The 26,432-nt window shown below is 65.2% G+C and carries 26 protein-coding genes; 13 read left to right on the top strand and 13 right to left on the bottom strand.

What is annotated here, in order from left to right:
- Nucleotides 1-13: 13 nt before the first annotated feature.
- From ACIBJI_RS26790 to ACIBJI_RS26800, 3 genes are all read right to left on the bottom strand, one after another.
- On the bottom strand, nucleotides 14-781 hold the full coding sequence (locus tag ACIBJI_RS26790; protein WP_397086401.1) for an alpha/beta hydrolase: 768 nt from the start codon (nucleotides 779-781) through the stop codon (nucleotides 14-16).
- A 54-nt stretch (nucleotides 782-835) separates the two neighbouring features.
- Entirely contained in the window at nucleotides 836-1,126 is a 291-nt protein-coding gene (locus ACIBJI_RS26795; RefSeq protein ID WP_329406503.1) for a DUF427 domain-containing protein, read from the bottom strand.
- Nucleotides 1,127-1,445: 319 nt separating this feature from the next.
- Nucleotides 1,446-2,363, bottom strand: coding sequence for a helix-turn-helix transcriptional regulator (locus tag ACIBJI_RS26800; protein ID WP_397086403.1), 918 nt, complete (start codon nucleotides 2,361-2,363; stop codon nucleotides 1,446-1,448).
- Nucleotides 2,364-2,529: 166 nt separating this feature from the next.
- On the opposite strand from ACIBJI_RS26800, the gene ACIBJI_RS26805 reads away from it, so the two are divergent.
- The 4 genes from ACIBJI_RS26805 to ACIBJI_RS26820 all read left to right on the top strand — a co-directional run bounded on the left by ACIBJI_RS26805 (nucleotide 2,530) and on the right by ACIBJI_RS26820 (nucleotide 6,671).
- Nucleotides 2,530-3,780 carry an MFS transporter gene (locus tag ACIBJI_RS26805; RefSeq protein ID WP_397086405.1) on the top strand — a complete coding sequence of 417 codons (1,251 nt, stop codon included), beginning with the start codon at nucleotides 2,530-2,532 and terminating at the stop codon, nucleotides 3,778-3,780.
- Nucleotides 3,781-3,782: 2 nt separating this feature from the next.
- Complete coding sequence (locus ACIBJI_RS26810; RefSeq protein ID WP_396959946.1) at nucleotides 3,783-4,310, top strand: cyclophilin-like fold protein; 528 nt, start codon at nucleotides 3,783-3,785, stop codon at nucleotides 4,308-4,310.
- A gap of 169 nt (nucleotides 4,311-4,479) precedes the next feature.
- A complete protein-coding gene (locus ACIBJI_RS26815) occupies nucleotides 4,480-5,505 on the top strand; it encodes a zinc-dependent alcohol dehydrogenase family protein (RefSeq protein WP_364352299.1) in 1,026 nt (341 codons plus the stop codon).
- A 32-nt stretch (nucleotides 5,506-5,537) separates the two neighbouring features.
- Nucleotides 5,538-6,671, top strand: a complete 1,134-nt coding sequence (locus ACIBJI_RS26820) for an alpha/beta hydrolase (protein WP_364352296.1) — start codon at nucleotides 5,538-5,540, stop codon at nucleotides 6,669-6,671.
- A gap of 601 nt (nucleotides 6,672-7,272) precedes the next feature.
- Here ACIBJI_RS26820 and ACIBJI_RS26825 read toward each other — a convergent pair.
- The 6 genes from ACIBJI_RS26825 to ACIBJI_RS26850 all read right to left on the bottom strand — a co-directional run bounded on the left by ACIBJI_RS26825 (nucleotide 7,273) and on the right by ACIBJI_RS26850 (nucleotide 13,561).
- The gene (locus ACIBJI_RS26825) at nucleotides 7,273-8,283 is read right to left on the bottom strand and encodes an alpha/beta hydrolase (RefSeq protein WP_397086407.1); all 1,011 of its coding nucleotides are present in this window, start codon (nucleotides 8,281-8,283) and stop codon (nucleotides 7,273-7,275) included.
- A 245-nt stretch (nucleotides 8,284-8,528) separates the two neighbouring features.
- Nucleotides 8,529-10,346: a PatA/PatG family cyanobactin maturation protease gene (locus tag ACIBJI_RS26830; RefSeq protein WP_364352290.1), complete on the bottom strand. Its 1,818-nt coding sequence runs from the start codon at nucleotides 10,344-10,346 to the stop codon at nucleotides 8,529-8,531.
- A complete protein-coding gene (locus ACIBJI_RS26835; RefSeq protein WP_364352287.1) occupies nucleotides 10,339-10,548 on the bottom strand; it encodes a cyanobactin biosynthesis system PatB/AcyB/McaB family protein in 210 nt (69 codons plus the stop codon). The genes ACIBJI_RS26830 and ACIBJI_RS26835 overlap by 8 nt, the downstream gene beginning before the upstream one ends.
- Before the next feature lie 13 nt (nucleotides 10,549-10,561).
- Entirely contained in the window at nucleotides 10,562-12,466 is a 1,905-nt protein-coding gene (locus ACIBJI_RS26840) for a PatA/PatG family cyanobactin maturation protease (RefSeq protein WP_364352284.1), read from the bottom strand.
- Nucleotides 12,467-12,923: 457 nt separating this feature from the next.
- Complete coding sequence (locus ACIBJI_RS26845) at nucleotides 12,924-13,181, bottom strand: cyanobactin biosynthesis PatC/TenC/TruC family protein (protein WP_364352278.1); 258 nt, start codon at nucleotides 13,179-13,181, stop codon at nucleotides 12,924-12,926.
- Nucleotides 13,182-13,318: 137 nt separating this feature from the next.
- Entirely contained in the window at nucleotides 13,319-13,561 is a 243-nt protein-coding gene (locus tag ACIBJI_RS26850) for a DUF397 domain-containing protein (protein ID WP_397086411.1), read from the bottom strand.
- Here ACIBJI_RS26850 and ACIBJI_RS26855 point away from each other — a divergent pair.
- Nucleotides 13,476-13,901: a hypothetical protein gene (locus ACIBJI_RS26855; protein ID WP_397086476.1), complete on the top strand. Its 426-nt coding sequence runs from the start codon at nucleotides 13,476-13,478 to the stop codon at nucleotides 13,899-13,901. The genes ACIBJI_RS26850 and ACIBJI_RS26855 overlap by 86 nt on opposite strands.
- Nucleotides 13,902-13,916: 15 nt before the next feature.
- Nucleotides 13,917-14,174, top strand: coding sequence for a hypothetical protein (locus tag ACIBJI_RS26860; protein ID WP_397086413.1), 258 nt, complete (start codon nucleotides 13,917-13,919; stop codon nucleotides 14,172-14,174).
- 28 nt (nucleotides 14,175-14,202) lie between these two features.
- Here ACIBJI_RS26860 and ACIBJI_RS26865 read toward each other — a convergent pair whose 3' ends face one another.
- Both ACIBJI_RS26865 and ACIBJI_RS26870 read right to left on the bottom strand, forming a co-directional pair.
- Nucleotides 14,203-14,589 (bottom strand): hypothetical protein, encoded by a 387-nt coding sequence (locus ACIBJI_RS26865; RefSeq protein WP_397086415.1) that lies wholly within the window; start codon nucleotides 14,587-14,589, stop codon nucleotides 14,203-14,205.
- Between the two features lie 20 nt (nucleotides 14,590-14,609).
- Nucleotides 14,610-15,143, bottom strand: coding sequence for a DUF3558 domain-containing protein (locus ACIBJI_RS26870; RefSeq protein WP_397086417.1), 534 nt, complete (start codon nucleotides 15,141-15,143; stop codon nucleotides 14,610-14,612).
- 446 nt (nucleotides 15,144-15,589) lie between these two features.
- Between ACIBJI_RS26870 and ACIBJI_RS26875 the strand changes: the two genes are divergently transcribed.
- The 7 genes from ACIBJI_RS26875 to ppc all read left to right on the top strand — a co-directional run bounded on the left by ACIBJI_RS26875 (nucleotide 15,590) and on the right by ppc (nucleotide 25,079).
- Nucleotides 15,590-19,216, top strand: coding sequence for a nitrate- and nitrite sensing domain-containing protein (locus tag ACIBJI_RS26875; RefSeq protein ID WP_397086419.1), 3,627 nt, complete (start codon nucleotides 15,590-15,592; stop codon nucleotides 19,214-19,216).
- A gap of 41 nt (nucleotides 19,217-19,257) precedes the next feature.
- Nucleotides 19,258-19,641, top strand: a complete 384-nt coding sequence (locus ACIBJI_RS26880) for a roadblock/LC7 domain-containing protein (protein ID WP_364352512.1) — start codon at nucleotides 19,258-19,260, stop codon at nucleotides 19,639-19,641.
- Between the two features lie 35 nt (nucleotides 19,642-19,676).
- On the top strand, nucleotides 19,677-20,075 hold the full coding sequence (locus ACIBJI_RS26885; protein ID WP_364352509.1) for a DUF742 domain-containing protein: 399 nt from the start codon (nucleotides 19,677-19,679) through the stop codon (nucleotides 20,073-20,075).
- A 49-nt stretch (nucleotides 20,076-20,124) separates the two neighbouring features.
- Entirely contained in the window at nucleotides 20,125-20,679 is a 555-nt protein-coding gene (locus ACIBJI_RS26890; protein WP_397086466.1) for a GTP-binding protein, read from the top strand.
- Nucleotides 20,680-20,765: 86 nt separating this feature from the next.
- The gene (locus ACIBJI_RS26895; RefSeq protein WP_397086421.1) at nucleotides 20,766-20,903 is read left to right on the top strand and encodes a hypothetical protein; all 138 of its coding nucleotides are present in this window, start codon (nucleotides 20,766-20,768) and stop codon (nucleotides 20,901-20,903) included.
- Between the two features lie 4 nt (nucleotides 20,904-20,907).
- The gene (locus tag ACIBJI_RS26900; protein WP_397086423.1) at nucleotides 20,908-22,119 is read left to right on the top strand and encodes an RNA-guided endonuclease InsQ/TnpB family protein; all 1,212 of its coding nucleotides are present in this window, start codon (nucleotides 20,908-20,910) and stop codon (nucleotides 22,117-22,119) included.
- Nucleotides 22,120-22,307: 188 nt separating this feature from the next.
- On the top strand, nucleotides 22,308-25,079 hold the full coding sequence (gene ppc / locus ACIBJI_RS26905) for a phosphoenolpyruvate carboxylase (RefSeq protein WP_397086425.1): 2,772 nt from the start codon (nucleotides 22,308-22,310) through the stop codon (nucleotides 25,077-25,079).
- Between the two features lie 119 nt (nucleotides 25,080-25,198).
- Here ppc and ACIBJI_RS26910 read toward each other — a convergent pair whose 3' ends face one another.
- Together ACIBJI_RS26910 and ACIBJI_RS26915 are read right to left on the bottom strand one after the other, a co-directional pair.
- Nucleotides 25,199-25,600: a RidA family protein gene (locus ACIBJI_RS26910; RefSeq protein WP_364352260.1), complete on the bottom strand. Its 402-nt coding sequence runs from the start codon at nucleotides 25,598-25,600 to the stop codon at nucleotides 25,199-25,201.
- Nucleotides 25,597-26,367 carry an IclR family transcriptional regulator gene (locus ACIBJI_RS26915; RefSeq protein ID WP_364352257.1) on the bottom strand — a complete coding sequence of 257 codons (771 nt, stop codon included), beginning with the start codon at nucleotides 26,365-26,367 and terminating at the stop codon, nucleotides 25,597-25,599. Before ACIBJI_RS26915 ends, ACIBJI_RS26910 begins: the two co-directional genes overlap by 4 nt.
- Between the last annotated feature and the right edge of the window lie 65 nt (nucleotides 26,368-26,432).

A 26,432-nucleotide genomic window follows, 5' to 3' on the forward strand; every position in this document is an offset into this window, starting at 1 on the left:
CGCACGAGCGCCGTCACGGGTTGAGCAGATCACTCGCCCAAGTGCGGATCAGATCCGGCCAACTGACCCTGGCCGAGATGATCAGATCGTTGTGACCGCCGCCGGGAAAGACCACCAATCGCTTCGGTTCGGGTGCGGCCGCGTACAGCCGCTGGGCGTGCCGCAGCGGCAGCAGTTCGTCCTGGTCGCCGTGCATGATCAAGATAGGTGCGCGCAGCTTGCGGATGCGGCGCAGACTCGGATAGGCGTCCGGGACGAACGGGCTGGGCAGGAATGGATATACCGAGCGGGCCGCGTCACGCAGACCGGTGAAAGTGGACATCAGAATCAGTCCTGTGGGCGGATGCTCGGTCGCCAGTTCGAGCAGCACCCCGCCGCCGAGCGATTTCCCGAGATAGAGCACTCGATCCGGATCGACGCCAGGCTGTTTCAGCAGCACCTCCCGCGCCGCGTGGGCATCGAGGTAGGTGCCGTACTCGGTGGGGCGCCCGGTGCTTCGGCCGTAGCCGCGGTAGTCGAAAGTCAGTACGTCCAAACCGATTTGGGTGAGCAGCGCATAGATCGGCACCCGGTCGCCGATATTGCCCGCATTGCCGTGCGCGAACAGGACGTGCCCGATCGAGCGGGAGGCGGGCAACCACCACCCCTGCAGTATCTCGCCGTCCGTCGTGCGGATGGACAATTCGGTGTAGTCCATCTCGAGGACCGACGGCGTCTGCACGATCTGCCGATCGGGCATGAAGGTCAGCGCATTGAGGATCGGACTGGCCGGATGTCGCATGCCATCGTTCTTACCCGGTACCCGCCACCTCTGCGCGCCGACGCCCCGAGCGGACTACACCTCGACGATGTCGACGCCCTTCCAGAACGCGACCCGATCGCGCACCTGCTCGGCCTCCGGCTTCGGATCCGGGTAGTACCACGCGGCATCCGGATTCTTCGCGCCTTCGACCTCGACCGTGTAATAGGACGCGAGCCCCTTCCATCCGCACACGGTATGCGTATCGCTGTCCCGGAAGTACTCCGTCTTCAGTGTTCCCGCCGGAAAGTAATGATTGCCCTCGACCACTACGGTGTCGTCGCTCTCGGCCAACACCGTGCCGTTCCATACCGCTCGTACGCTCATCGAATCTCCCACCGTCGCACTGGATTCCGCCGCGCAGACACCACGGCTACGGTGTGTAACCCAAACCACACGCACCGTATTCCCCGCCACCGCTCGCTATCAGTCAGCCGCGCACCTCCGACCAGTCCCGGCGTTGCGCGCAAAAGGTGCGCGGTCGGCCGAGAAGCGACGCCGCGCGCCGCTGACCGCGCGCCGCTGACCGCGCATCGCCCGGCGTCTGTGCCTCGAATCGGATCGGTCACCGCCGTGGAAACCCCTCCGTGACCGGCATATCGCCATCGTGGTCATTCTCTTGCTCTCAAAACGCTGGGGTGACGAGCTATTCGCCGGCCGTGGTGGCGGGTTGATCGGCGGGCGCGGGCGGGTGAATGTTGGTGGCAGCCCAGGTACCGAGCAGGGTCATCGCATCAGCCGACGGGGTGGCCGGTTGCACGGTGTAGAAGTTGACGACCAGCCCGGGGTCGGCGGGCAGCGGCATGGTTTCGTAGCCGATGCTGATGTCGCCGACGACGGGGTGATGGAAGGATTTGGTGCCGGTGTAGTGCAGGCGCACATTGTGTTTGGCCCATCGGACCCGGAATTCCTCGCTGCGGGTGGACAGTTCGCCGACCAGGTCGGAGATGCCGCGGTCATAGGGGTCGCGGCCGGCGTCGGTGCGTAGCAGGTTGACCGCACCGTCGGCCATGTGGTCCCAGTCGGGGTAGAAGTCGTGGGCGCGTGGGTCCAGGAAGCAGAACCGCACGAAGTTCACCGGCTTGGAGACGTCCGGGTGCAGGGGGTCGGGGTAAAGGGGGCTGTAGAAGGCGTAGCCGAGTTGGTTGCCCGCGACCAGGTCGTGGCGGGCGTTGCGGACGAAGGCGGGCCCACTGTAGGTGTCGAGCAGGTTCTGCACGCCCGGACGGACGGTCTTCGCGGCGCGGCGCGGGCGTCGTTGCGGGCTGATCAGGGCGTTGCGGTGCAGATCGAACAGGTGGGAGCGTTCGGCGTCGTCGAGTTCCAGCGCGCGGGCGATGGCGTCGAGCACCGACTCGGAGACGCTGTTGACCTTGCCGCGTTCGATCTGGGTGTAGTAGTCCACCGACAGCCCGGCCAGGGTGGCGACTTCCTGGCGGCGCAGGCCCGGGACGCGGCGCTTGGCGGCGTCGTAGACCGGCAGCCCGACCTTGTCGGGGGTGATCTTGGCGCGGCGTGAGGCCAGGAACTGGCCGATCTCGGCGGCGCGGCTGCTCGACTCCATGTGATCGAGGCTAGGCCCGTGGCCTGCGTGTTTGCCAGGTGCTGTGAGAGGGGTGTTGCCAGCACCCCTCTGATCTACACCTCCCACAACCGCGCTGCGCCGCGTTGCATGGATTGCGGAGCCGACAGCTCCGAGTCCCGCAATTCTTCGACATCGACGAGGTGAGATGAGCACGCCGACCATCGACCGCCCGAGCACCCGTTTGCCTGTGCTGGTGTACGTGCTGGCCGCCGGGATCTTCCTGATGGGCACGACCGAGTTCATGATCGCCGGCCTGTTGCCCGACGTGGCCGCCGATCTCGGGGTCGACATCGCCCGGGCCGGCCTGCTGGTTACCGCGTTCGCGGTCGGCATGATCATCGGCCCGCCGGTCATGGCGCTGGCCACCCTGCGGCTGCCCGCCCGGGCCACACTGGTCGGTGCGTTGGCGGTGTTCGCGGCCGGGCACGTGGTGGCCGCGGTCAGCGACTCGTTCACCGTCGTCACCGTCTCCCGGGTGGTGACGGCGCTGGCGACCGGCACGTTCTGGGCGACCGGCGCGGTTGTCGCCGCGGCGGCCGCGGGACCGGGGGCGAGCGCGCTGGCGCTGGCGGTGATGTCGGGCGGGTTGAGCCTGGCGGTGGTCGCCGGCGTTCCGTTGGGCACCTTCGCCGGGCAGCTCACTGGATGGCGTGGCCCGTTCTGGATCCTCGCCGCACTGGCTGTCCCTGCCATCGTCGCCGTGCTGCGCTTTGCCCCCACGACCTCCCACCGCGTCACGGACGAGGTGTCGGTGCGGGCCGAGGTCGCCGCGGTACGTCCGTGGCGGGTGTGGGCGGTGCTGGCGGCGATCACCCTGGCCCAGGCCGGGTTCCTCGGCGCCTACAGCTTCATCAGCCCGCTGCTGACCGACCGCGCCGGTATTGCCACGGCGCTGGTCCCGCTGGTGCTGGTCGGATTCGGTATCGGTGCGCTGGCCGGTACTGCGCTGGGCGGTCGGCTCGGTGACCGGTGGCCGCTGGGCACCATCACCACCGCGATCGCCGCCACCTCGCTACTGCTGCTCGTCCTCGCTGCGACGGCGAACCACTCGACGATCGTCGTCGCCCTGGTCGTCGCGCTGGGTGCGTCGGGTTTGGGGGCGAACCCGGTGCTGATCGCGCAGACTATGCGGTTCGCCGGGCACGGCTCCCGGCTGGCGTCCTCCCTGGCGACCGCGGCGTTCAACCTCGGCACCGCCGCCGGTTCGGCACTGGCTGCGACCACCCTGTCCACCGCCCTCGGCGTGACCGGGCCGGCGGTGCTGGGCGCGGCGATCACCGCGACCGCGCTGATCCCGATCGCTTTCCTCGCCGCCAACCGAACTGGTCCGCGCAGCGACAACACGCCGACGCGACCCGGCCGGCAGCCCCAGCGGGTTCTGATCGGAGTGAGCTGAGCATGCGCCGCACCGCAACCGACAGGAGCTACCTGTGCACCCTGATCGCCGTGAGCGCGATAGCGGCCACGGCGGTGATCACGGCCTGCTCCGACGCCCCGGAAACAACTACCCCGGCCCTCCCCGCGCGTGCCTGGCAACCGGCGACGACACCGCCAGGTCAGGAGGAAACGTTCATGCAGATCCGACTGCGTATCGACACCAGCGAAGCCACCGCGCGGCTCTACGACAACCCCACCGCCCGCGATTTCGCCTCGCTGCTACCGGTCACCCTCACCATTCACGATCTCGGCGGCCGGGAGAAGGCCGGGACGCTGCCGCGTGAACTCGCCGACGGGCAGGGCCAATCCGGTTACCGCGCCGGGCAACTGGGTTACTGGGCGCCCAGCCACGACCTGGCCATCTACTACCGCGAAGACGGTTTCCGCATCCCCGCCCCCGGGATCGTGATGATCGGCGAGATCGAGGGCGGTCTCGACGCGATCACCGCCGCCAACGCCGGCACCACCCTCACCATCACCGCCGCCTGAGCACCGAACAGAAAGGGCATCCCTCGTGCCACGCGGCATGTCAACGCCATCTGCCCGGGAGCCATCGAAACCCCGATGGTCACCCAGATGTACGTCGTCGGCGTCGCACTGCCCGTCGACGGCGGCTACACCGCCCGCTGAACCACCCTGAATCGAGAGGACACACCCCATGCGTGGAGTTGTCATGTACGCCCCCGGCGATGTTCGCGTCGTCGACCGCGAAGACCCCAAGATCGTCGAACCCACCGACGCGATCATCCGGCTCACCGCCACCTGCATCTGCGGCTCGGACCTGTGGCCCTACCGCGGTGTCGAACCGGTCGATCACACCCTCATGGGGCACGAATACGTCGGTGTCGTCGAAGAAATCGGTTCCGACGTGCACACCCTGAACGTCGGTGACTTCGTCGTCGGCTCCTTTGTGATCTCCGACAACACCTGCGAGATCTGCCGTGCCGGATTCCAATCCCGCTGCGTGCACGGCTCATTCGTCGCCGGCACCATCGGCACCCAGTCCGAACTCGCGCGCATCCCCTACGCCGACGGCACCCTCGTCGCCACCCCCGCCATGCCCGAACCCGACCTGATCCCGTCGCTGCTGGCCGCGTCCGACGTGCTGGGCACCGGCTGGTTCGCCGCCGACGCCGCCGCGGCCGGACCCGGAAAGACCGTGGCCGTGGTAGGCGACGGCGCAGTCGGGCTGATGGGTGTCCTGGCTGCCAAACAACTCGGCGCCGAACGGATCATCGCCATGTCGCGTCACGCCGATCGTCAGGCTCTGGCCCGCGAGTTCGGCGCCACCGACATCGTCGAAACCCGCGGCGACGAAGGTGTGGCCGCGATCAAGGATCTCACCAACGGTCTCGGCGCCCACAGTGTCATCGAGGCCGTCGGGAGCCAGGAATCGATGATGCAGGCCATCAACTCCGCGCGCTCCGGTGGACACGTCGGCTACGTCGGTGTCGCCCACGACGGCGTCACCCTGCCCGCCGACCAGCTGTTCTTCGCCGAAGTCCACCTTCTTGGCGGCCCCGCCCCCGTGCGCCGGTTCCTGCCCGACCTCATCGACCGTATCTGGAATCGAACGATCGACCCCGGCAAGGTCTTCGACCTCACTCTCCCTCTGGACAACGTCGCGGAGGGTTACAAGGCGATGGACGAACGCCGCGCGATCAAAACCCTGCTCACTGTCTGACCACCGAAGAAACCTGCACCAGGAGTACCACCATGACCACCATCACGACCGTGCGACGACATCCGCGCCGCTGGACCCGCATCGCCGGCGCCGGTATCGCCACCCTCGCAGTTCTGGCCGCCTCGGCCTGCTCCGGCGCCAACTCGGCCACAACATCCGCCACGCCTGTGACACCGATCGCGGGCCTGGCCCCCGGTGACCTGTCGCGCGGCGCGGACAACTTCTACACCAGCGACCAGGTCACCATGCAGCCGGTGACGTTCAAGAACCAGTACCAGATGGACGTCACCGGCAATTTGTTCGTCCCCAAGAACCTCGCCCCCAGCACCCGGGCCGCGGCGATGGTGGTCGGGCATCCGATGGGCGCGGTCAAGGAGCAGAGCGCCAACCTCTACGCCACCAAGATGGCCGAACAAGGCTTCGTCACCCTCGCCCTGGACCTGGCGTTCTGGGGCGGCAGCGGCGGTGAACCCCGCAACGCCGTCGCCCCTGACCTCTACACCGAAACCTTCTCCGCCGGTGTCGACTACCTGCGCACCCAAGACACTGTCGATCCCGAACGCATCGGTGCTCTGGGAATCTGCGGCAGCGGCAGCTTCGTCATCTCCGCCGCCAAGATCGACCCCCGCATCAAAGCTGTGGCGACCGTCAGCATGTACGACATGGGCGCAGCCAACCGCAACGGGCTCAACCATTCCGTCACTCCCGAGCAGCGTCAGGCGATCCTCGCTCGAGCCGCCGCACAGCGTGATGTCGAATTCACCGGTGGCCCCACCGAATACACCAGCGGCACCGTTCACGAGCTGACGGCCGAATCGACCCCTATCGAGCGCGAGTTCTACGACTTCTACCGCACCCAGCGCGGAGCCGTGACTCCCGAGGGCGCCAGCCCGGACACCACGACCCATCCGACGCTGTCGAGCAACGCGAAGTTCATGAACTTCTACCCGTTCAACGACATCGAGACCATCTCTCCGCGGCCGATGCTGTTCATCACCGGCGAGAACGCCCACTCCCGCGAATTCAGCGAAGAGGCCTACCGCCTCGCCGGTGACCGCAAAGAACTGGTGATCGTGCCCGGCGCCGGCCACGTCGACCTCTACGACCGCACCGAACTCATCCCCTTCGACAAGCTGACCAACTTCTTCACCCAGAACCTGCCCTGACCGGGACAGTTCATCGTGGGGCCCGGCGTGCCAGCAACACCGCGCGCCGGCCCCGCCGTATCCGGATACCGCACCGACTACAGCTACCGCCACGGGAGGAAGCCATGGACCACCGCACCAACCACCGTGATCGAGAATTGGCCTTCGTACTCGGCCTCGCCATCGCGATTGTCGCCACCACCACCTACCTCGACTCGATTGGCACGCTCAGACCATGCTGAGCTACCCCGCTGGATGTTGATCTCCGGCACTGATGCACCGCAAATCGTGGAATGCGGCCCAGGACCGACCGCCACCTCCTGGGATGTAGTAACCCTCGACCCGGAGTACCTCAGGAGACAGCAGACGTAGGTTGCGTGGTCAGAAGAGGATGTCTCGGACCCGAATCAGCCGGTGGCCGGTCGGGCCGAGACGGGCCCCCTCAGCGTCGATGTCGATCTCCGCGAGCCCGCAACCCGCGGTGGTCCAAGGACCACGGCATTGGTAACCCACGAGAGAAGTCCGGACTTGTTCAGTCTGGTCTTCGGATTGGCCGTATAGGCCTAGTGCAGATAAGCATCGCCGACAGTGCACCGCTGGGGCGCGCGGCGGGCGCTGGCCCTTATACGCCGAGGCCTGCCTTCAGGGACGGCCAGGCTTTGGGCAGGGCGGTCTTCCAATACGGCCATGAGTGGACGCCGACGGCGGCGTAGTCGATGGAGAGGTCGGCGCCGAAGAGTTTCATGGCGGGCGTGAGAGCGAGGGTGCAGTCGTGCGATACCTGTTCGATCTCGTTCGCCCGGAGCGGGTCGTTGGGCCACGACCAGCGATCGTCGAACGGGGCATCGTCGGGGCCGGGCACGCCGGTGCCCATGTACAGGTGGACCGGTTTGCCGCGCAGCGTGTCGAGGTGTTTGCTCGGATCGTGCGCCGCCCACTCCGGGTTGCCCGCGGAACCCCACATGTTGTCCGGGTTGCCGCCCTTCGATTCGACCACGGGGCGCACCGAGAGCTGGCCGACACCGTCGGTGGAGTAGCAACCGCTGAAGGCTGCCAGGGCTCGGAACATGTCGGGGTGGCGCACGGCGAGAATGGCCGCCGCTCCCGCTCCCATCGAAAGTCCGCCGACGGCGTAGACCCCGTTGCCTTTCAGTTCACGGTCGATCAGCGGCGGCAGTTCCGAGGTAAGGAAGGTCTCCCACTTCTGGTGTCCGATTTTGGGATCGTCCTGCAACCAGTCGGTGTAGTAGGTTCCGCCGCCGCCTACCGGCATCACCACATTTACCGGTTTGTCGGCGAAGAACTCCTTGGCGCCGCCGCGCAGCGTCCAGGTGCTCGCCGGCTGAGATTCCGACGCACCGTTTCCGTCCAGCAGCAGCAAAGTCGGCCGGGATGCCGACTGGTTCGCGGGCACCAGCACGTCCAGGTGAATGGTCCGCTTCATCGCGGGGGAGCGGACGTACATCTGCCACTGTTGCGGGGAGCTGCGCTCGATTCGCTCGACGACGGCTTCCGCATTCGCCTGCGGAGCAACGACGATCAGCGGTGCGACCGCGAGCGTCACGGCCGCGGCGACAGACGCTATCCGCCGGTACCCCAGCCGTTCTCGCAATACCGACATGCGCAAACCCATATGCAACCCTCATCGACGGTTGGCCCCCTTCGGAGGCCGTGAATTTTTCGCTTCGACAATGTCATGAAACGTCATGTAACCGGCGTCATCGGATTCCCACCGTTGGTGAGCAATCAGCCGGCTACGTAAATGGGCTTGTGCTGCAACCAGATTCGTCTGTTGTCGACGCCTGCTGACGGTGCAGCCTCGGTTCGTTGTGTCGAACCGAGGCTGCTGAACCGTATTTCAGAGGTGGCCGCGGTCGGCTACGATCCGGTCGTCGAGGAGGGGCTGATGCGTGGTGGTTTCGGTTCGGGCCAGGCGCGCACGTCTCCCACGGTGACGGGAAGAGTGTCGGACACGTCGATAGTGAACCGGAATACTTTTCGTGCGCGTAGGCCGTTTTCCGGGTCGAAGAATCGTAGTCGGACATCCCAGCAGTCGCTGTTCATCCGGCAGAACGGGCTCTTCTCTACACCGATGGCGTCCAGTGACATCTCGGCGGCGAGTGCATCGGCGATAGTGTGGACAGATTGGAAAACATTGGTGGCGGCGAAATTCAATGCGCGGTCGCGTGAGGCAGTGCCGAGATTGCGCAGATCGTAATACACCCGAGTAAGAAATTCACGTAGATTGCGATGGACTTCGTTCTCGGTGACGTTGTTTCTCCGCGTGGCCACGATGCCGACGGCGGCATCGAGAAGAGTGTTGATCTTCCAGCCGTACATACCCCGAGTCTGTTCGATCTCGAGCACCGGAATCGCCTGTCCGGAGAACAGCCGTACTGTGCGGTCGGTGAGCCTGCCGGGGACGGAGATGCGTTCGATGTGGTCGGTATCGTTCTCGGCGAGGACTTCTCCCGCCATCAGCCGGGTCAGCGTCTGATAGACCTCAGCGGCGAATGGCCCGGTGGGCTCGACGGCGTAGATCGGTGTGAGTTCGAGATTCACGGTCCAGATCAGTGAGCGGGCCTCGGTGGGATATGCGGCGAGATGGTCGACCATCTGTCGAGAGTCGTACGGGTCGGCGGGAACGGCGACACCGTCGAGCCGCACCGGCGCCATGAGCTGCTTGAACGTATCCCGGCGGGCTTCGGTGCCGAAGTCGTAGCCCAGCGTGCCCAGCGCATACACCGGCCCCGGCGTGCGTGACGCCACGGCCGAAACCACTGCACCCGATCCTGCGGAGTCGTGCACGATCCGCGTCGCACCGGGCACGTTCAGTTTGCCGGCCAGGCAGCGGGCCGGTTGGTCGTCCGTGTCGGCATCCGCACACGGCAGCGCCGAATCCAGCAACGCCTGACGGATTGCGAGCGGGTCGATTCGATCGTCGCGGGCCAGTTGCAGACTGGCCAGTAACGCGGCTACTCCGGCGACTATCGGCGCGGAGCAGCTGGTGCCCTTGTGTCGCTTGACGCCGCTGTCGTCATCGATGCTGGCACCGGGCATGTTGCCGCCCGGGGCAATGATGGCGTTCGGCAGGTACTGCGGCCCCCAGTTGGTGAAACCGTAGACCTTTCCGTCGTCGTCGTGGGCTCCGACCGCGAGGACGGTAGGCAGACTCGCCAGAGAGCAGCTGTGGTTTCCACTGTCGTTTCCCACAGCGGCGATGACCAGCACGCCGTGCTGTTCGGCGTGTTCCACTGCGGCGCGCAGCAAACCGTCGACATCACCGGAACGACTGGGCAGACATAGTTCCAGGACGATGATGTTCGCGCCCGCACCAACGGCGGCCTCGATCGCTCTCGCAGCGTTGACCGGATCGACGGCGTGGGCTTCATCGGAGAGCGCGGGGACGATGATGCAGGTACATTGCGGCGCCAAACCAGGTGCGGGGCTTGCGTGTTGGCCGACCAGCACGCTTGCGACCCAGGTGCCGTGTTCCGCCCCTGCCCGGCCTTCTTCGGTGGAGTCGTCGCCGCGGTCGTGCCAAGAATCGGCTACCTCGACGATGGCGGCGCCGTCGAAACACGGGTGCGACAACTCGATCGGTCCGCCGTCGACCAAGGCGACCCGCACGCGCGGATCGCCCGTGGTCAACGCCCACAACTGCGGAATTCCCGCTATGTCGGCCAGGTCAGGCACCGCATCCTCCGTGACTGGACTGTTGTGCTCGCGAGTACGACGGCCACGCCCAATACTGCGGGTCGCTGAAGTTGGCGCCGTGCATGAGCTGGATGCGGATGGAAATCAGCTGCTGCGCTGTGCCGTGCACGACATCGACCGTGCGGTGCGGCTGCACGAGATCCGGCCGCGGGACCGGTGGTGCTTGTGGCGGCAATCTCATGGTGGACTCCTAGCTAGCTGCCGGATTCGGACCATGCGCGCATGTCACCCTGGGTGACCGGCATGAGATCGGATACGTCGATGGTGAATCGGAACACCTTGCGGGCGCGCCGCGAGTTCTCCGGGTCGAAGAACCGCAACTTGACATCCCACGAGTCGGAGTCCATCCGGCTGTAGGGGCTTTTCTGCACATCGATGTCGTCGAGCGCCATCCCGACGGCGATGGCGTCGGCAAAGGTGTGCGCGGCCTGGAACGCGTTGGTGGCGGCGAAGTTCAGCGCCCGATCCCGCGATGTCGAACCGAGGTTGCGCAAGTCGTAGTACACCCGGGTCAAGAACTCCCGCAGCGAACCACGCACCGCGTCCTCCTGTGCTTCGCCGGAAGCGTTGTTCGCTGCGGTGAGCGCCGCATCGATCAGCGCGTTGACCCGCCACCCATACAATCCGCGGACCTGTTCCACCGAGACCACCGGCACCACTTGGCCGGAGAACAGCTTCACGTTGCGATCGGTCAATCTGCCCGGTATCGAAACGCGTTCGATGTAGTCGGCGTCTGCCTCGGCGGCGACTTCACCGGCCAGCAGCGTGGTCAACACGCCGTACACCTCGGATCCATACGCCCCCAGTGGTTCCAGCGCGTAGATGGGGGTCAGCTCGAGGTTCAACGTCCAGATCAGCGACCGCGCCTCGGACGGATGCGCGAGCAGATGATCCACCATCTGCCGCGAGTCGTACGGGTTCGCCGGAACCGTACTGCCATCGATGGTGACCGGCGCCATCAACTGTTTGAACGAGTCCCTGCGCGCCTCGGTGCCGAAGTCGTATCCCAGCGTCCCCAACGCATACACCAGCGGCGTCCACGTCACCTTCACCGACTCGGCCGACTGGGTTACCGCTAGCGCGGGCGCTACGTCCATCGTGGTCGGGTCCGGCTGCGCCGCGACAACTGGGGCATCCGAGGTCTGCGTACCGCGCACCGGCGCCGTATAGCCGGCGACATGGGTCGTCGCGCACGACAGGACCGCATTCGCCTCGGCGTCCGCATGTGTCGAGATGTTCTCCTGCATGGCCATGGCTCTCCCTATGTTCAACTTTCCCGACAAATACCGGCGACACATCTGCTCGGCCCCCACGCATGGGTCCGCGGTGGCCAGCAACAACGTTCGAACGGCGTGCGGGTCCGGCCTTTCGCCTCGCCGCAGTTGCAGGCTCAACAGCAACGCCGCCACACCCGACACGATCGGTGTCGCCATACTCGTGCCGGTCGCTCGTGCGGCGCCACCACCGGGCACCGCACCCAATATCTCCACACCCGGCGCCAGGATCCCGTGCTCGGCGTACTCCACGCCGAAGTTGCTCGACTCCAATGCCATACCGTCGCCGTCGAGTCCGCCGACCGCGATGACGGACCCGAGAGCCGCAGGAACATGCGCGCACTGACACCCGTCGTTTCCCGCAGCCGCGACCAGCAATACGTTCCGCTCCGTGCACAACTCCACCGCGCGCCGCAGGAGGTCCTCCGCCTCCCCGGACGCCGAGAACTGACCACCGCTGAGATTGATCACATGCGCCCCGGCGTCCACCGCTGCTTCGATGCCACGCGCCAAATCCAGCTGCGATGTCGACTTGCCGTCCGAGAACACCGGCACGACCAGCCCGCAACATCCCGGAGCCACCCCGGGCACGGGTCCGTCGTGACGACCGAACAGGACACTCGCCACATGTGTGCCGTGCCGAGTCTTCTCCCCGTCGAATCCCGCACGCGGCCACGGCCCTGACAAGCGAGCCATCGACGCACCTGTGAACGCAGGATGATCCAGATCCGCATCGCCGTCCACAACGGCGACACAAATCTCCTCGGCCCCTGCGGTTTCCTTCCACAACTCTCCCAGGCCCGCGATCTCCGCCAATTCCACCATTCTCGAAATCCCCTGTCCGGAAGCCGACTAGCGCCGCGAATTCACCGAGCGCGACGCCGCCCGCCCCACACCATTCCCGGACCGGACGGCGCCGCCGTTTCCGGCGCTAAATCACTCCGCGTCGTCTGCGAAGAGGTGGTACCAAACTCCATCAACCCACGACTGCTCTACCGCGGTGTCATCACCACGGACGGCGCGGATCGGTTCCCGTTCGACGGGTTCCGACAGTTGCGGAAGAAACTGCGACATAACACATCTCCTTCTACTCGGAAACACTCTTTCACTCACTCGCCACCATCAGCGATGACGAGAGTCATGTGCCTATCACCGAGAGCATGTTTGAAATGCCCGCAGGAACATCGCAGTCGGGCATGTGCGCTTCTACTCGTTATTGCGCGCGTCGTTATTGCGCGCGCACGAGGCGTATGTGATTCGAGTCGGCGATTCCGCTACTTACTCAGGCCCATACTCGCCCGCGGCGGTACGTGCTCGGATCATTCTCGGCCTCGGCGCCGGACATGAACATGCTCACCCAGATCGCGTAATCGGATAAGCCCGTCTGCAATGGGTGGGGAGTGGTGATCGCGGTGAACGCGTCCCCCGCTCCTGACTGCGAACTCCCTCGGCTGCCATGAGGCGAGTCTGTCGAGGTCCGCTTGGCGGCGGACTTGCGGGCCCGGGTGGATATTCTGGCGCGTCGAACCTTCTCCGGCATGTGCAAACACCTCCGTGGTCCAGCCTGTTCATAGGCTCTGTGTAGTCCAGAGTGATCACCAGGTCCCGCATTTCGAGTTTAGGTCGTTCGTTGCTCGCAGACGGCAGAATCGACGAACTCGTCGTCTCGAACTACACTCACTGCCAATGGATTACACGTGATCCCTGCGACGCGGCCTCATCCTGGTGAGCGCCCCGGCAGTTGAACCGTCGGGTTAGGGAGTGGCTTCGGGTTTGCTGAGAGGGGCAGTTGAACTCGCCGTTCTGGATGCCAGCGGTGAAGGCGTCCCACTCGGTGGGTGTGAAGACGAGTGCTTGGCCGGTCGGGTTTTTCGAGTCGCGCACCCCGACCTTGCCCCCATCCCTGCGCAATCTCCACACATGTGTCGTTGCCCGCGCTGCGGCTACTCTGGTATGCGGCCGTGCCGATGTGTCACTGGCGCATGAGCTGATGCGACAGCATCGGGTCTGCCGGGTCGATCTGTGCATCTGGAAATCGGCGGCGTACTACACACTGGTGGCCGCAGGTCATCTCGCGCCGCAGACGCTGACGCCGCGCGAGCGAGCCGCGGCCCGAAATGCCGCCTTCCCGCCGCTGGACGCGCAACCATCGGTGTGTGGCGCCCCGCCGCTACGGACGCTGCGGGAGGTACTGGAAAGGTTGTCGGAGCTGGCGCTGCCGGTGCCCGGCGCGAATGGCACAGCAGACCAGAGGAATTGACTCGCTAGGCCGAATATGCGTGAGCGTCGTGCCGAGGTCGACGGGTGGGTGGCCATCTGGAAGATCGACCACTGGAGTATCCGAATTATGCTCGTGCGCAGCCTTATCGATAGCGCGCGTCCATTGCTGAACGTCGATGTGGAGGCGGCTGCGCCCGACCTGGCCGATATGCGTGAGAAATACCCGAACCTGTCCCGGTTGTGGAATGCGGTGCGGCACGAGTACTGGGCGGAAGTGATTACGCCTCAGGAACATTCGGAGGGGACTATTTGATCGACTGAACGAGCGGTGGCGCTATGGCTTATCCGCCCATCGATTCGGTACTGGTGTTGAAGTACGCGGAGTTGGTAACGTCTTGGCCGGTAATACGTTTGATTGATAGGGCCATTATCTCGCCCATGTCTTTGACTACTTCGATGTGTTCACGAATGATGGCGTCGATAGAGTTGGCTTCGCCGGTCGCTTGGCCTTTGAACATCTTGACCAGATCATCGGCCATGTGGAAATCGCCGAAGCCGGAAACTCTTTGGGCAGCCTGTGCCTGGATCAGCATGTCCTGAAGATCATTGAGCCGTTGGTCGCAGGCAGCTAGGCATTGCCGCGCTGCTTCCTCGCTGTCCAGATATAGCTCTCCGGACTTCGCCTGTTCGGCAAATCGTGACCATTGTGCGATATCAGATTGGCTCATCTACTTGCTCCCCCTTGGAGTTACTTAGGCAGGCTCGGCACTATCGCCGCGCCGGCCTGTTGCAGCAGCCCGCATGGTGGCGCCGGATGGTCGAGCACTGGATTGTTGATCAGTGTGAGTTCGATGATGCCTTGGGACGCGGCGAAGACGACATCACACATGAGGTCATATGAAGCACCCTCGACGCGGAACTGGCGGCCCTGCCGCCCGGCGATCGTCACGTCCTGGAACTCGACATTTCCCTGCTTCTGTTCGATCTCCCGCACGGCTCGGCCGCTGGAGAAGACTCCCAGGGAGTACTTCGAGCCCTTCCAGTTGCAGATCTCCCATCCGGATTGGTGCACACCGGCCACACCGCTCTCTTTTGCAGAGGGGTTCACGCCCGCGGCGGTCAGCACGTCATCGGGGATCTGCGTGCACGGATCGAACAGCTTGACCGATGCCGCACTCGTCTCACTGCTGGCGCTCGGATTACCGCTCGTCGAACTCCCGCACGCGACCAGCCCCGGCAGCGCGGCCGCCGCGAGCAGCATCAATTTCAATCGGTGCGCCATCCCCACCCTCTCGACCTGCGACTATCCGGAGATCTTGACCATATCAAACGGTATCCCCGGCATTGGTGGGTGCAAGGTAGGCGTGCTCTGAGGATTCAGTGCAGAATCACGCACACCGAAACCTCGGCGAACCCGATTGCGACGGGCGTCACGTCACACCGTCCAGCGGCCCGCTGTGAGCGGATCGATACCGCGGAAACGCTGGATTACCAGCGTGTATACAAATGCTTCCGATGTCCGTTTTGTCCGGCTTTCGCGTTGACACTTGCCATATCCCCGGAGCAGGCTGCTGCGTGACTTTCCGTGCGCTAGGGGTGTAGCGATCACGGCTTGGCCGTCGGAGGAGCAGGGTGGTGCGTTTACGTCAAAGGTCGGAAAAATCCGGTGGCACACCGGATATGACTGCCGATCCCGGAAGTGAACGCAAGGTTGCCGGGAACAGAATAGTGCGACCGCGCACGATTCGGGGGCAATTGGCCCGAATCCTCGTCGTCTCATTGGTTTTGGTGCTGGGGCTGCTCGGCGTGACGGTCGCCCGGGAGGTCAAGGCGTTCCGCGAGAGCGGTGACACTGTGCACGCGGTCTCGCTTGCGCTGGCCGTACAGGATCTGGTGCAGCAGGCGCAGCGCGAACGCGGACTCAGCAATGGCCTGCTCGGCGGCGATATTCGCCTGGTTCAGACCGTGGCCGATCAGCGGGCCGACACCGATCGGGCCATGCGCGCACTCGAGGAGGCGGCCGCCGGGAATACGCCCGGCGCGACTCAGGTGCGTTCGGCACTCGGACAATTCGACGCGCTCGATGCGACCCGTGCGCAGGTCGACGCCCGCCGCACCAGCAGGCAGGCCGCCTTCCAGTTCTATACCGACGGCATCTCCGCGCTGAATCGCCTGACACTCGGGCTCGATCAGGCGCGCGACGCCGAGGTTCGACACGGCCTACAGGCTCTGTACGCGCTCGGGGAGGCCAAGGAGCAGACGGCCAAGGAGCGCGGATTCCTCAATGGCGTCTTCGCCGCCGATGAGTTCCGCAATGGCGAGTATGTCGAGTTCCTCGATATCCGCGCCGCCAAGATGGCCGGACTGACCGCCTTCGCGCGCGACGCGACCGCAGCACAACAGGCCCAACTCGATACGGCCCTACGTAGCGAAAATGCCGTCAAGGCAGGCGAATCGGAGCGAATCGCGATCGCGTCGAGCGCCGGTCCGCTGGTGCGTTCGGTGGATTCGAGCACCTGGTGGGCGCAGATGACGGCGGTCATCGACGAGCAGCGCACGGTGCAGCAAGGGGTCGGTGACGATGTGCAGCGGCGCGCGCAGGCGCTGCGCAGGGATGCGTTCCTGACGCTCGGCGGCTTCCTGCTCGCGGCACTGATCGCCATTGCCGCCGAGGTGGTGCTGGTCTTCGCCAGTGTGCGCGCCATCGTGCGTCCGCTCGCCGAGCTGGCGGCAGCGGCCGATGATGTCGCCAATCACCGACTGCCCGAGGTGATCGCGGCCTGGCAGGCATCCGATGACACCCATCCGGATCCGCCGGCGCCGGTGCGCACACCGCGCGGCGCGAGTGCCGAAATCGCCGCCGTGGCAGGGGCATTGGACGGCGTGCAGACCACCGCCTTCGAATTGGCTTCGCAGCAGGCGCTGGTCCGCCGGAATACCACCGAATCGATGGCGAATCTGGCGCGGCGCAACCAGAATCTGGTTCGCCGCCAGCTCGGCCTGATCAGTGAATTCGAACGCGAGGAACTCGATCCCAAGGCGCTGTCCAATCTGTTCGAGCTCGATCACCTCGCCACCCGCATGCGGCGCAATGCCGAAAGTCTGCTGGTGCTGGTCGGTTCGGCGAGTCCGCGGCGTTGGGCCGAACCGATCGCGCTCACCGATGTGATCCGGGCCGGATTGTCGGAGGTCGACGACTATCGCCGGGTGGTGCTGCGGCGGGTCGACGATATCGCGATCACCGGCGCGGTGGTCAGCGATCTCGCGCACATGCTGGCCGAGCTGATCGAGAACGGATTGGCCTTCTCCCCACCGGATATGGAAGTGGAGATCTACGGACGCAAGCTGCCGACCGGATATCTGCTCGCCGTGGTGGACCACGGTGTCGGGATGCCGGTGGATCAGTTGGCGGAGGCGAATGCCCGGCTGCGCGGCGAGACCGATTTCATTGTCGCGTCGACGCGGTATCTGGGGCACTACGTGGTCGGTCGGTTGGCGCGACGGCTCGGGATCGATGTCGAGTTGAATGTGTCGCCGGTGAGCGGAATCGTCGCGCGCCTGCTGTTGCCCGCGGGAATTATTGCGGGAGAAAAGGATCGGCGTGCGCCAGCCGCTGGACAACGGGGCGAGGCGGCTGCGGGGCCTGCGGGTGGGGTGCCGGGAGCGCGCGGCCATACCGGTTCGGCGGTGGCGGGGTTTGTCGGTTCCTCGGTGGTCTCCCGTGCGGGGGTGGACGATCGACGGGCACCTGCGGGCGGGGAGCGGGGCGAGGCGGCTGCCGGGCCTGCGGGTGGGGTGCCGGGAGCGCGCGACCATACCGGTTCGGCGGTGGCGGGGTTTGTCGGTTCCTCCGTGGTCTCCCGAGCAGGGGAGGACGATCGACGGGCACCTGCGGGCGGGGAGCAGGGCGAGGCGGCTGCGGGGCCTGCCGGTGGGGTGCCGGGTGTGCAAAGGCATACAGAGTCGGCAGCGGAGTTTGTCGGTGCCTCGGGGGGATCCCTTGCGGGTGAACCTATTTCGGCGATAAGGCCGCTCGGCAGGCCAAGGCACGGTGCTCCGGTCAACGGTGCTCGGGTCGACGGTGCTCAGATTGACAGTGCCTGGGTCAATAGTGCATGGGTCGATGGTGCGGGGGCTAACGGTTCTCGGGTCGACGGTGCTGGGAGTGACAAGGCTCGGGTCGACGGTGCTGGGAGTGACAAGGCTCGGGTCGACGGTGCCGGGCGTGACGGTGCTCGGGTCGACGGTGCCGAGGGTGACGGTGCTCGGGTCGAACGTGCCGGGGTTAATGGTGCATGGGTCGATGGTGCGGGGGCTAACGGTTCTCAGGTCGACGGTGCCGAGGGGGACGGTGCTTGGCTCGACGGTGCCAGGGCTAACGGTTCTCAGGTTGACGGTGCCTCGTTACCTGGCGGGCCGACGCATGATGTGCAAATGACCGGCGGGTCCGACCTCGACGGCGTCGAACCTCGGCGAGCGAGGTCCGGTGGACCCGCGCATTCCCGACCGGGATTCGCATCGCCGACATCGACACCCGCGCTGTTCGCCCACTTCCATTCCACGCCGGGCGATTCCGGCGACGGTGTCGGATTCACAGCCGCCGACGTCGAGGGAGCTGTACCGAGGGGCGATCGGGCTGCCTCCGAGGGCATCTCGAGGGGCGATCAGGCGACGTCTGAAGGCGTTTCGAGGGGCGATCAGGCGGCTTCTGGGGGCGTTTCGAGGGGCGATCAAGCGGCTTCTGGGGGCCCCCGGTCCGGCGATTGGGCTGCGGCCGGTGTTATCCCGACGGGTGACACTGCAGTGGCGGGGAGCAACGGATCGCTGACGGGTCTGCCAAGGGTGGATGGCACTGGGAGCGACGATGCCAACGGTTCCCAGACAGGCTTGCCCGTCAACGGATCGGGGACTGATCGTTCTGCCAACGCCGTACCCACGCCCGATCGCCAAACCGATGCCGTACCTACGACCGAACGGCCGCGACCCGCCGTCCACTCGTCAACGAGCCATTTATTGTGGCAGATACCCGAAACCGCAACAGCGGCAACGGAATCTGATGCTACACCCGCGGCTGTGCCGCGAACCAAGAACGGATTGGTCAAGCGCAACAAGCGAGCACGCTCAACCACCAACGGAAGCGGCAGCGCACCAACGGCTCTCACCCCGGCCCCGCCCAGCGCTCCGGTCGTGGAACGCTCACCGGCCGAAATCCGCAGCATGCTCGCCTCGTTCCGTGCCGGACACGAGCGCGGCACTCCCACCTCGCCGCGAATGGAGGCGTCCGAAAACATCCCGCGCGCCACGGATTTGGCGCAAACCTCGGCTTTACCCACGACCGCAGAGGAGCTTCGGTGACTACCCATATTCAGACGGCGGACCCGCACACCTTCAATTGGATGCTGGCCAACTTCGTCCGCAATACCGACGGTGTCCGCGATACCGTCGCCGTCTCCTCCGACGGTCTGCTCATCGCCATGTCCGAGGGTCTGGACCGCATCGGCGCGGATCGACTGGCCGCGATGGTCTCCGGACTGTCCAGCTTGGCCCGAAGTGCTTCGCGCAGTTACGCATTCGATGGTCTGAAGCTGATCATGATCGAGATGAAGCGCGGTTTTCTGCTGGTCTCGGCACTCGGTGACGGCAGTTGCCTCGGCGTAATCGCCGACGGCGGTTGCGATGTGGGTCTGGTCGGGTACGAGATGGCCGTGCTGGCCGAACGCGCCGGTGCGCTGCTCGACCCCGCGCTCATTTCGGAATTGCGCGAGTCGTTGCGCAGATGAGGGATCCATACCGGCCGCGGTTGCCGGACCCGCGGATGATCCCGGTGAACCAATCCTTCGGTTGGCACGGCGCCAATCGGCCGCCGAAGGGTAGTCCGGATGTGCAGGCCCCCGATGACCGTTTCGTGCGCCCCTTTGTCGTTACCGCGGGCCGCACCACTCCGTTGATCGACGGGCTGCGCATCGAAACACTGGTGCTGGCAACGCCTGCCGCACTGTCGGCGCCGCTGCACTTTGAACAGCGCACCGTTGTTCGGCTGTGCCAGCAGCCGCATTCCATTGCCGAAATCGGGACGGCGCTGCACGTTCCGGTGGGCGTCGCGAAGGTGATCGTCAGCGATCTCGCGGCCGCCGGGCATGTTTCGGTCCGGGACGCCCCCGAACTTTCCACCGCAGCCATCGAGAGGATCAGGGACCTTGTACGGGCACTCTGAATATCGGACAGCACAGGTCGAGCGGCCCATGCCCGCCTCGGTCAAAATTGTGATCAGCGGCGGATTCGGTGTCGGCAAAACAACATTCATCAGCGCGATCTCCGAAATCGAACCCCTGGTGACGGAGGCGGCGATGACCGAGGTCGCCATCGGTGTCGACGATCCGGGGCGACGCGCGGACAAGACCCAGACCACAGTCGCTCTCGATTTCGGCCGCATCACCCTCGACACCTCGCTGGTGCTCTACCTTTTCGGCACTCCGGGTCAGGATCGCTTCGTCTTTCTGTGGGACGACCTGGTCGACGGCGCGCTCGGCGCGGTGATCGTGGTGGATACCGGCCGGGTCGAGGACTGCTACCCGGTGCTCGACTACTTCGAAGAACACAACACGCCATTCGTGGTGGTGGTCAACCGTTTCGAACAGGGCGAGCACTTCGAACTCGACGAGGTCCGTGAGGCGCTGGAGCTCGACGAGTGCATCCCGATCCTGGAATGCGATGCGCGAGAACGGGCTTCGGTGAAGGAGGTGCTCGTCGCACTGCTCGAACAGGTGCTCGTCCAGCGCGTCTCCACACCCCAACGGCAAACCCGCGAGGTCGGCTGACCACACGGCCTGGAGCAGGGATTCAGCCGCGGTGTGTTGCCTGCGAGGGCTTTTGTGTCGCGACCCAACTGAATATTATCGAACATATGAGCGAATGCGCTGAGGGGAAGTTCACCAGCTTCTACCATGATCGTCTCATGCGGTTCGATGCCGAACTTGTCTTCGATCTTCGCGAGAGCCTTGAGAACATGGCCGCCACCATCCGCGACGTGCTGGGGGTTTGAACCGGTGCTGCGCGTCCACAAAATTCACCTAGAACCGAACAATATGCAGGCCACTGGCCTGGCCCGCGCCGCCGGCTGCGCGCGCTTCGCCTGGAACTGGGGCCTGGCTTGGTGGCAGAGCGAGTACGCAAAGTACAAGGCCGGGCAGCGTGACACGACCCCTGGTCAGTTCGAAGCCCGTCGCGTCCTGAATTCGGTGAAACGCGATGAGTTTCCGTGGATGCTGGAATCGACCAAGTGTGCGCCACAGGAAGCGTTGATCAACCTCGGGCGAGCGTTCGAGAACTTCTTTCAGAAACGGGCCAAGTACCCGCGTTTCAAGAAGAGGGGTGTCCGGGATTCGTTCAAACTGTCGTCTGGGCAGTTCGCCGTGACCGAGAACCGGCTGCGTGTCCCGAACGTCGGCTGGATCATGATGTCGGAGATCCCCCGCTTCACTGGCGCCATCAAGGCGGTCACCGTGTCCCGTCGTGGTGGACAGTGGTTCGCGGCCCTGACGATCGACACCGTCGAACCGCAGCAGCTCCCGGTCACGGGCCGCACGGTTGGTGTCGATGTTGGTGTGCGTGAGTTCGCTACGCACAATGGTGAGTTATTCGCGACGCCGCGTGCGTTGCGCAAAGCTGAGCGGAAGCTCAAACGCGCCCAGCAATCGTTGAGCCGCAAGCAGAAGGATTCGGCGAACCGGGCGAAAGCACGCCGCCGGGTCGCGCGGATCCACGCGAAAGTAGCTGACACGCGGGGTGACTGGCTGCATAAGCTCACCGCTCACCTCGTCGGGGACTATGACTCGATCGCCATCGAAGACTTGAACGTGCGTGGGATGGTGCGTAGCCGGCATCTAGCGAAGTCGGTATCGGAGGCAGCATTCTTCGAGTTTCGCCGCCAGCTCGAGTACAAGACCGCTCTGGCCGGGCGGAGGCTGGTTGTCGCGGATCGCTGGTTCGCCAGTTCACGGACGTGCAGTTCATGCGGTGTGAAAACCAAGCAGCGGATGGCACTAACTGTCCGAGAATGGACCTGCGAGCGCTGCGGAGTCGGTCATCACCGCGACGTCAACGCGGCGATCAATCTCGATCATTTGAATACGCCGGGAGTTCCCCGGTATCAGCCTGTGGAGAGTTCTCCGCCTCTACCGGCCGGCGCTTGCGCTGGCCGGCAAGCATCCTCCGTGAAGCAGGAACCTGACAGCAACCTTACGAACACGGTCGCGTAAGTTCAGGAGAACGGCACCCTGATCTTCACCCTCCAACCACCCCCGGCCGTACGGCGTCCGCGACTGCGGTTTCCGCGATCCGTGGGGCAACTAACTGCGGTTCTCCCAACTGCTCGGCTGATTCGCCGCGAACCGCCCGAGGCGAATGTCACCGCCAACTGGGTCGCACCTGGCACTAGGGTCGAAGCATGACCCAAGCGCGGATCGAGACGGAACAGGACGCGACCCGGCCGCTGCGGGATGACATCCGGTTCCTCGGCGGCGTGCTCGGCGACACCATCCGCGATCACGAGGGCCCCGAAGTCTTCGACCTGATCGAGCGGGTGCGGATCGAGGCATTCCGGGTGCGGCGCGAGGAGGTCGGGCGCAGCGCGGTGGCGCAGATGCTCGACGGCGTCGATATCGCGGTCGCGTTGCCGCTGATCCGCGCGTTCACCTATTTCGTGCTGTTGGCGAATCTGGCCGAGGATATCCAGCGCGACCGGCGGCGCTCGGCGCATGAGGCGGCGGGGGAGCCACCGCAGGATTCCTCGCTCGCGGCGACCTACCGCAAACTCGACGCGGCGGCGCTGGACGGCGCCGAGGTCGCGGATCTGCTCGCCGATGCGTTGGTATCGCCGGTGATAACCGCACATCCGACCGAAACCCGGCGCCGCACCGTCTTCGATGTGCAGACCCGCATTACCGAATTGATGCGATTGCGGCAGCGCTATACCGAAACCGAGCGGGCACGCGCGGATCTGGAGCTGCGCATCCGTCGCCAGGTGCTCTCGCTGTGGCGCACGGCGCTGATTCGATTGCAGCGCTTGCGGATTCAGGACGAGATCTCGGTCGGTCTGCGCTACTACGACATCACGCTTTTCGACGTAATTCCGGCGATAAACGCGGAAGTTCGGGCGGCGCTGCGATCCCGCTGGCCGGGCGCGGAATTACTGCCGCGCCCGATCCTGCGCCCCGGATCGTGGATCGGCGGCGATCGTGACGGAAATCCTTATGTGACAGCGGATGTCGTGCGTCAGGCGGCAGCACAGGCATCGGCGGTGGCATTCGGACGGTATCTGCACGAGCTGGTGGAGCTGGAGAAGTCGCTGTCGCAATCGGCGCGGCTGGTGTTGGTGACACCGAAGGTGGCCGCACTGGCCGAGGCCGGTTATTCCGATCCCGCGACGCACTCGGATGAGCCGTATCGCCGCGCGCTGCATCGGATTCGGGCGCGCCTGTCGGCATCGGCCGTCGCCGCGCTCGGCGAACTGCCCGCCGACGGGCTGGATATGGGTGCACCGGCCTATCCGACACCACAGGCGGTACTCGACGATCTGGACGCAGTGGACGTCTCGATGCGGGCCAGCGGCGACGGTCTGCTCGCCGATGAACGCTTGGCCGCGCTGCGATATGCCATCGAGACATTCGGATTTCATCTGCAGGGCCTGGATATGCGGCAGAACTCGGAGGTGCACGAACAGGTCGTCACCGAGCTGCTGGCCTGGGCGGGAGTGCATCAGGACTATACGAGTCTCGCCGAGCATGAGCGGGTGGAGCTGCTCGCCGCCGAGTTGCGCACCCGCCGTCCGCTGCTCGGCCCGCATGCGCGGCTCAGCGAACTCGCCGCCAAGGAGATCGACATCGTCCGTGCCGCACGGGACGTCGTGCAGACCTTCGGCGTCGAGGCGGTACCGAACTACATCATCAGCATGTGCACCTCGGTCAGCGACATGCTGGAAGCGGCGCTGCTGCTGAAGGAGGGCGGGCTGCTCGATCCCGGTGAGCCGGACGGGCCGCCGAGCTGTCCGGTGAATGTCGTGCCGCTGTTCGAGACCATCGAGGATCTGGGTGCCGGTGCGGCGACCTTGGCCGCGGTGCTGGATGTCCCCGTGTATCGAGAGCTGGTGGCCGCCAAGGGAATGCGGCAGGAAGTGATGCTCGGATACTCCGATTCCAATAAGGACGGTGGGTATCTGGCCGCCAACTGGGCGCTCTACCGTGCGGAGCTGGATCTGGTCGAGGTCGCGCGCAAGACCGGAATTCGCCTGCGGCTCTTCCACGGTCGCGGTGGCACAGTCGGTCGCGGTGGTGGGCGCAGCTATGATGCGATTCTCGCCCAACCCGTCGGCGCCGTGCAGGGTTCGCTGCGGTTGACCGAGCAGGGTGAGGTGATCGCGGCCAAGTACGCGGAATCCGGTGCGGCGCACCGCAATCTGGAGTCGCTGATCGCGGGCACCCTGGAGTCGACGCTGCTCGATGTGGAGGGGCTGGGTCCCGCTGCCGAGCCGTCGTATGAACTCATGGACGATCTGGCGGCGCGCGCCCGTGCGTCCTATGCACGGCTCGTGCACGAAACACCGGGATTCGTAGAGTATTTCCGGCAGTCCACGCCTGTTGCCGAGGTCGGCGATCTGAATATCGGCAGTCGTCCTGCCTCCCGCAAGCCGACGAATTCGGTGAGCGATCTGCGCGCCATCCCGTGGGTGATGTCGTGGAGTCAGGCCCGCGTCATGCTGCCGGGCTGGTACGGAACCGGTGCCGCGCTCGAGGACTGGGTCGGCGGCGATCCCGACCGCTTAGCGATTCTGTCCGACCTCTATCGCCGCTGGCCGTTCTTCCGGACGGTGCTATCGAATCTGGCCCAGGTCATGGCCAAGAGCGATCTTGATATTGCGGCCAGGTACGCCGAACTAGTCGATGATGTGGCCTTGCGCGAGCACATTTTCGGCATGATCCGGGACGAGCATGCCCGCACCATCCGCATGCACGCGGCGATCACCGGCAATGATCACCTGCTCGCCGACAACCCGTCACTGGCGGAGTCGATCCACAACCGCTTCCCGTATCTGGAGCCGTTGAACCAGATGCAGGTCGAGCTGCTGCGACGACTGCGCGCGGGCGACGACACCGAACTCGTCAAACGCGGCATCCTGCTGACCATGAACGGACTCGCCACCGCACTGCGCAACTCCGGCTAGGTTGCCTCGGTAGCTCCCGCGCGCCTTTTGTCACGCCGCGCGCGAAATCGCGGGGCGAAACCATGCGCGGCGCGCGAATCAGTGCGTGGGACCGTCGGGCGGCGAGACGGTGGCGGCGGTTAGAGGATGGCTAGGGCGTCGATCTCTACCAGCATTTCCTCGCGGGGGAGGCCGGTGAATACTGTTGTGCGGGTTGGTAGTGCGTTGCTGGTGGTGTTGGTGGTGACGAAATCGCCGTAGGCTTCGTTCATGGTGGGGAAGTCCTCGCGCTTGGTCAGGTAGACGCGCAGCATCACCACGTCGTCGAAGGTGGCGCCGCTTGCTTCTACGATCGCCTTGACATTCTGCAGGGTCCGAATGGTCTGGGCGGCAACGTCACCCGGGAACAGGTACTCGTTGGTCGCCGGGTCCACCGGGCCCTGACCCGAGACCTGCACGAAGGGTCCCTTGCGCACACCCTGGGAAAAGGTGTGCGCGGGTGCGGGCGCATCGGTGGTGTGGACGGCGATCTTCTCACTCATGAGTGGCCTTTCGTTGCGGTGCGGCCGGGAGTCCAGCCGAGTTCGGCAGAGATGGCATCGGCCGCCGCGCGGACCCGCGGCAGCTCCGCCAAAACCTGATCGTGGTCGAGCAGCATGTCCGGCACCGACATCGAGACCGCGGCTACCACCGTCCCGGTGCCATTGCGCACCGGAACGCCGATGCAGTTCACGAAGCTCTCGTGCTCTTCGTGATCTTCCGCATAGCCCTGTGCCGCAACGAGTTCCAGCTCCGTCAGATAGCGCTCCGGAGTGCGGATGGTGCGATCGGTGAACGTGCGGTAGTCGAGGCGCTCGGCGATCACGAGCCATTCGGTGCGCGGCTGTGCGGCGACGAGCACCTTCCCGACCGCCGTGCAGTGCAGTGGCGCAGGTCGGCCGATGCGGGAGTACATTCGCACGCTCTGGATCGCGTCGAATTTGTCGATATAGATGGCATCGCCGGATTCATACGTGGCCAGGTGAATCGTCTGGCCGGTAGCGGAATTCAGCGCGCTCAGATGCGGGCGGGCGAGGGTGCGGACGTCACGCTGTTCCAAGGCGCGGTTGGCGAGTTCGAAAAGCCGGGAGCCGAGAACGTATTGGTGTTGGCTGTCATGGGTGACGAAGCGCTGCGACTCCATGGTCTGCAGCAGCCGCAGCACCGTCGACTTGTGCACGCCGAGTTCACCGGCCAGCTGATCGAGCGAGCGGGCGTCCTCCCCGAGCGAGAGCAGGATGGTCAACGCGCGCAACAAACTCTGACTCATGACTGCGCCTCGCTGGCGCTCTGCTCCGGCATGACCGAGAAATGCTCGGCTACGTCCATTGATCG

It is taken from the genome of Nocardia sp. NPDC050408, from assembly GCF_044458905.1.
Taxonomy (GTDB): Bacteria; Actinomycetota; Actinomycetes; order Mycobacteriales; family Mycobacteriaceae; genus Nocardia.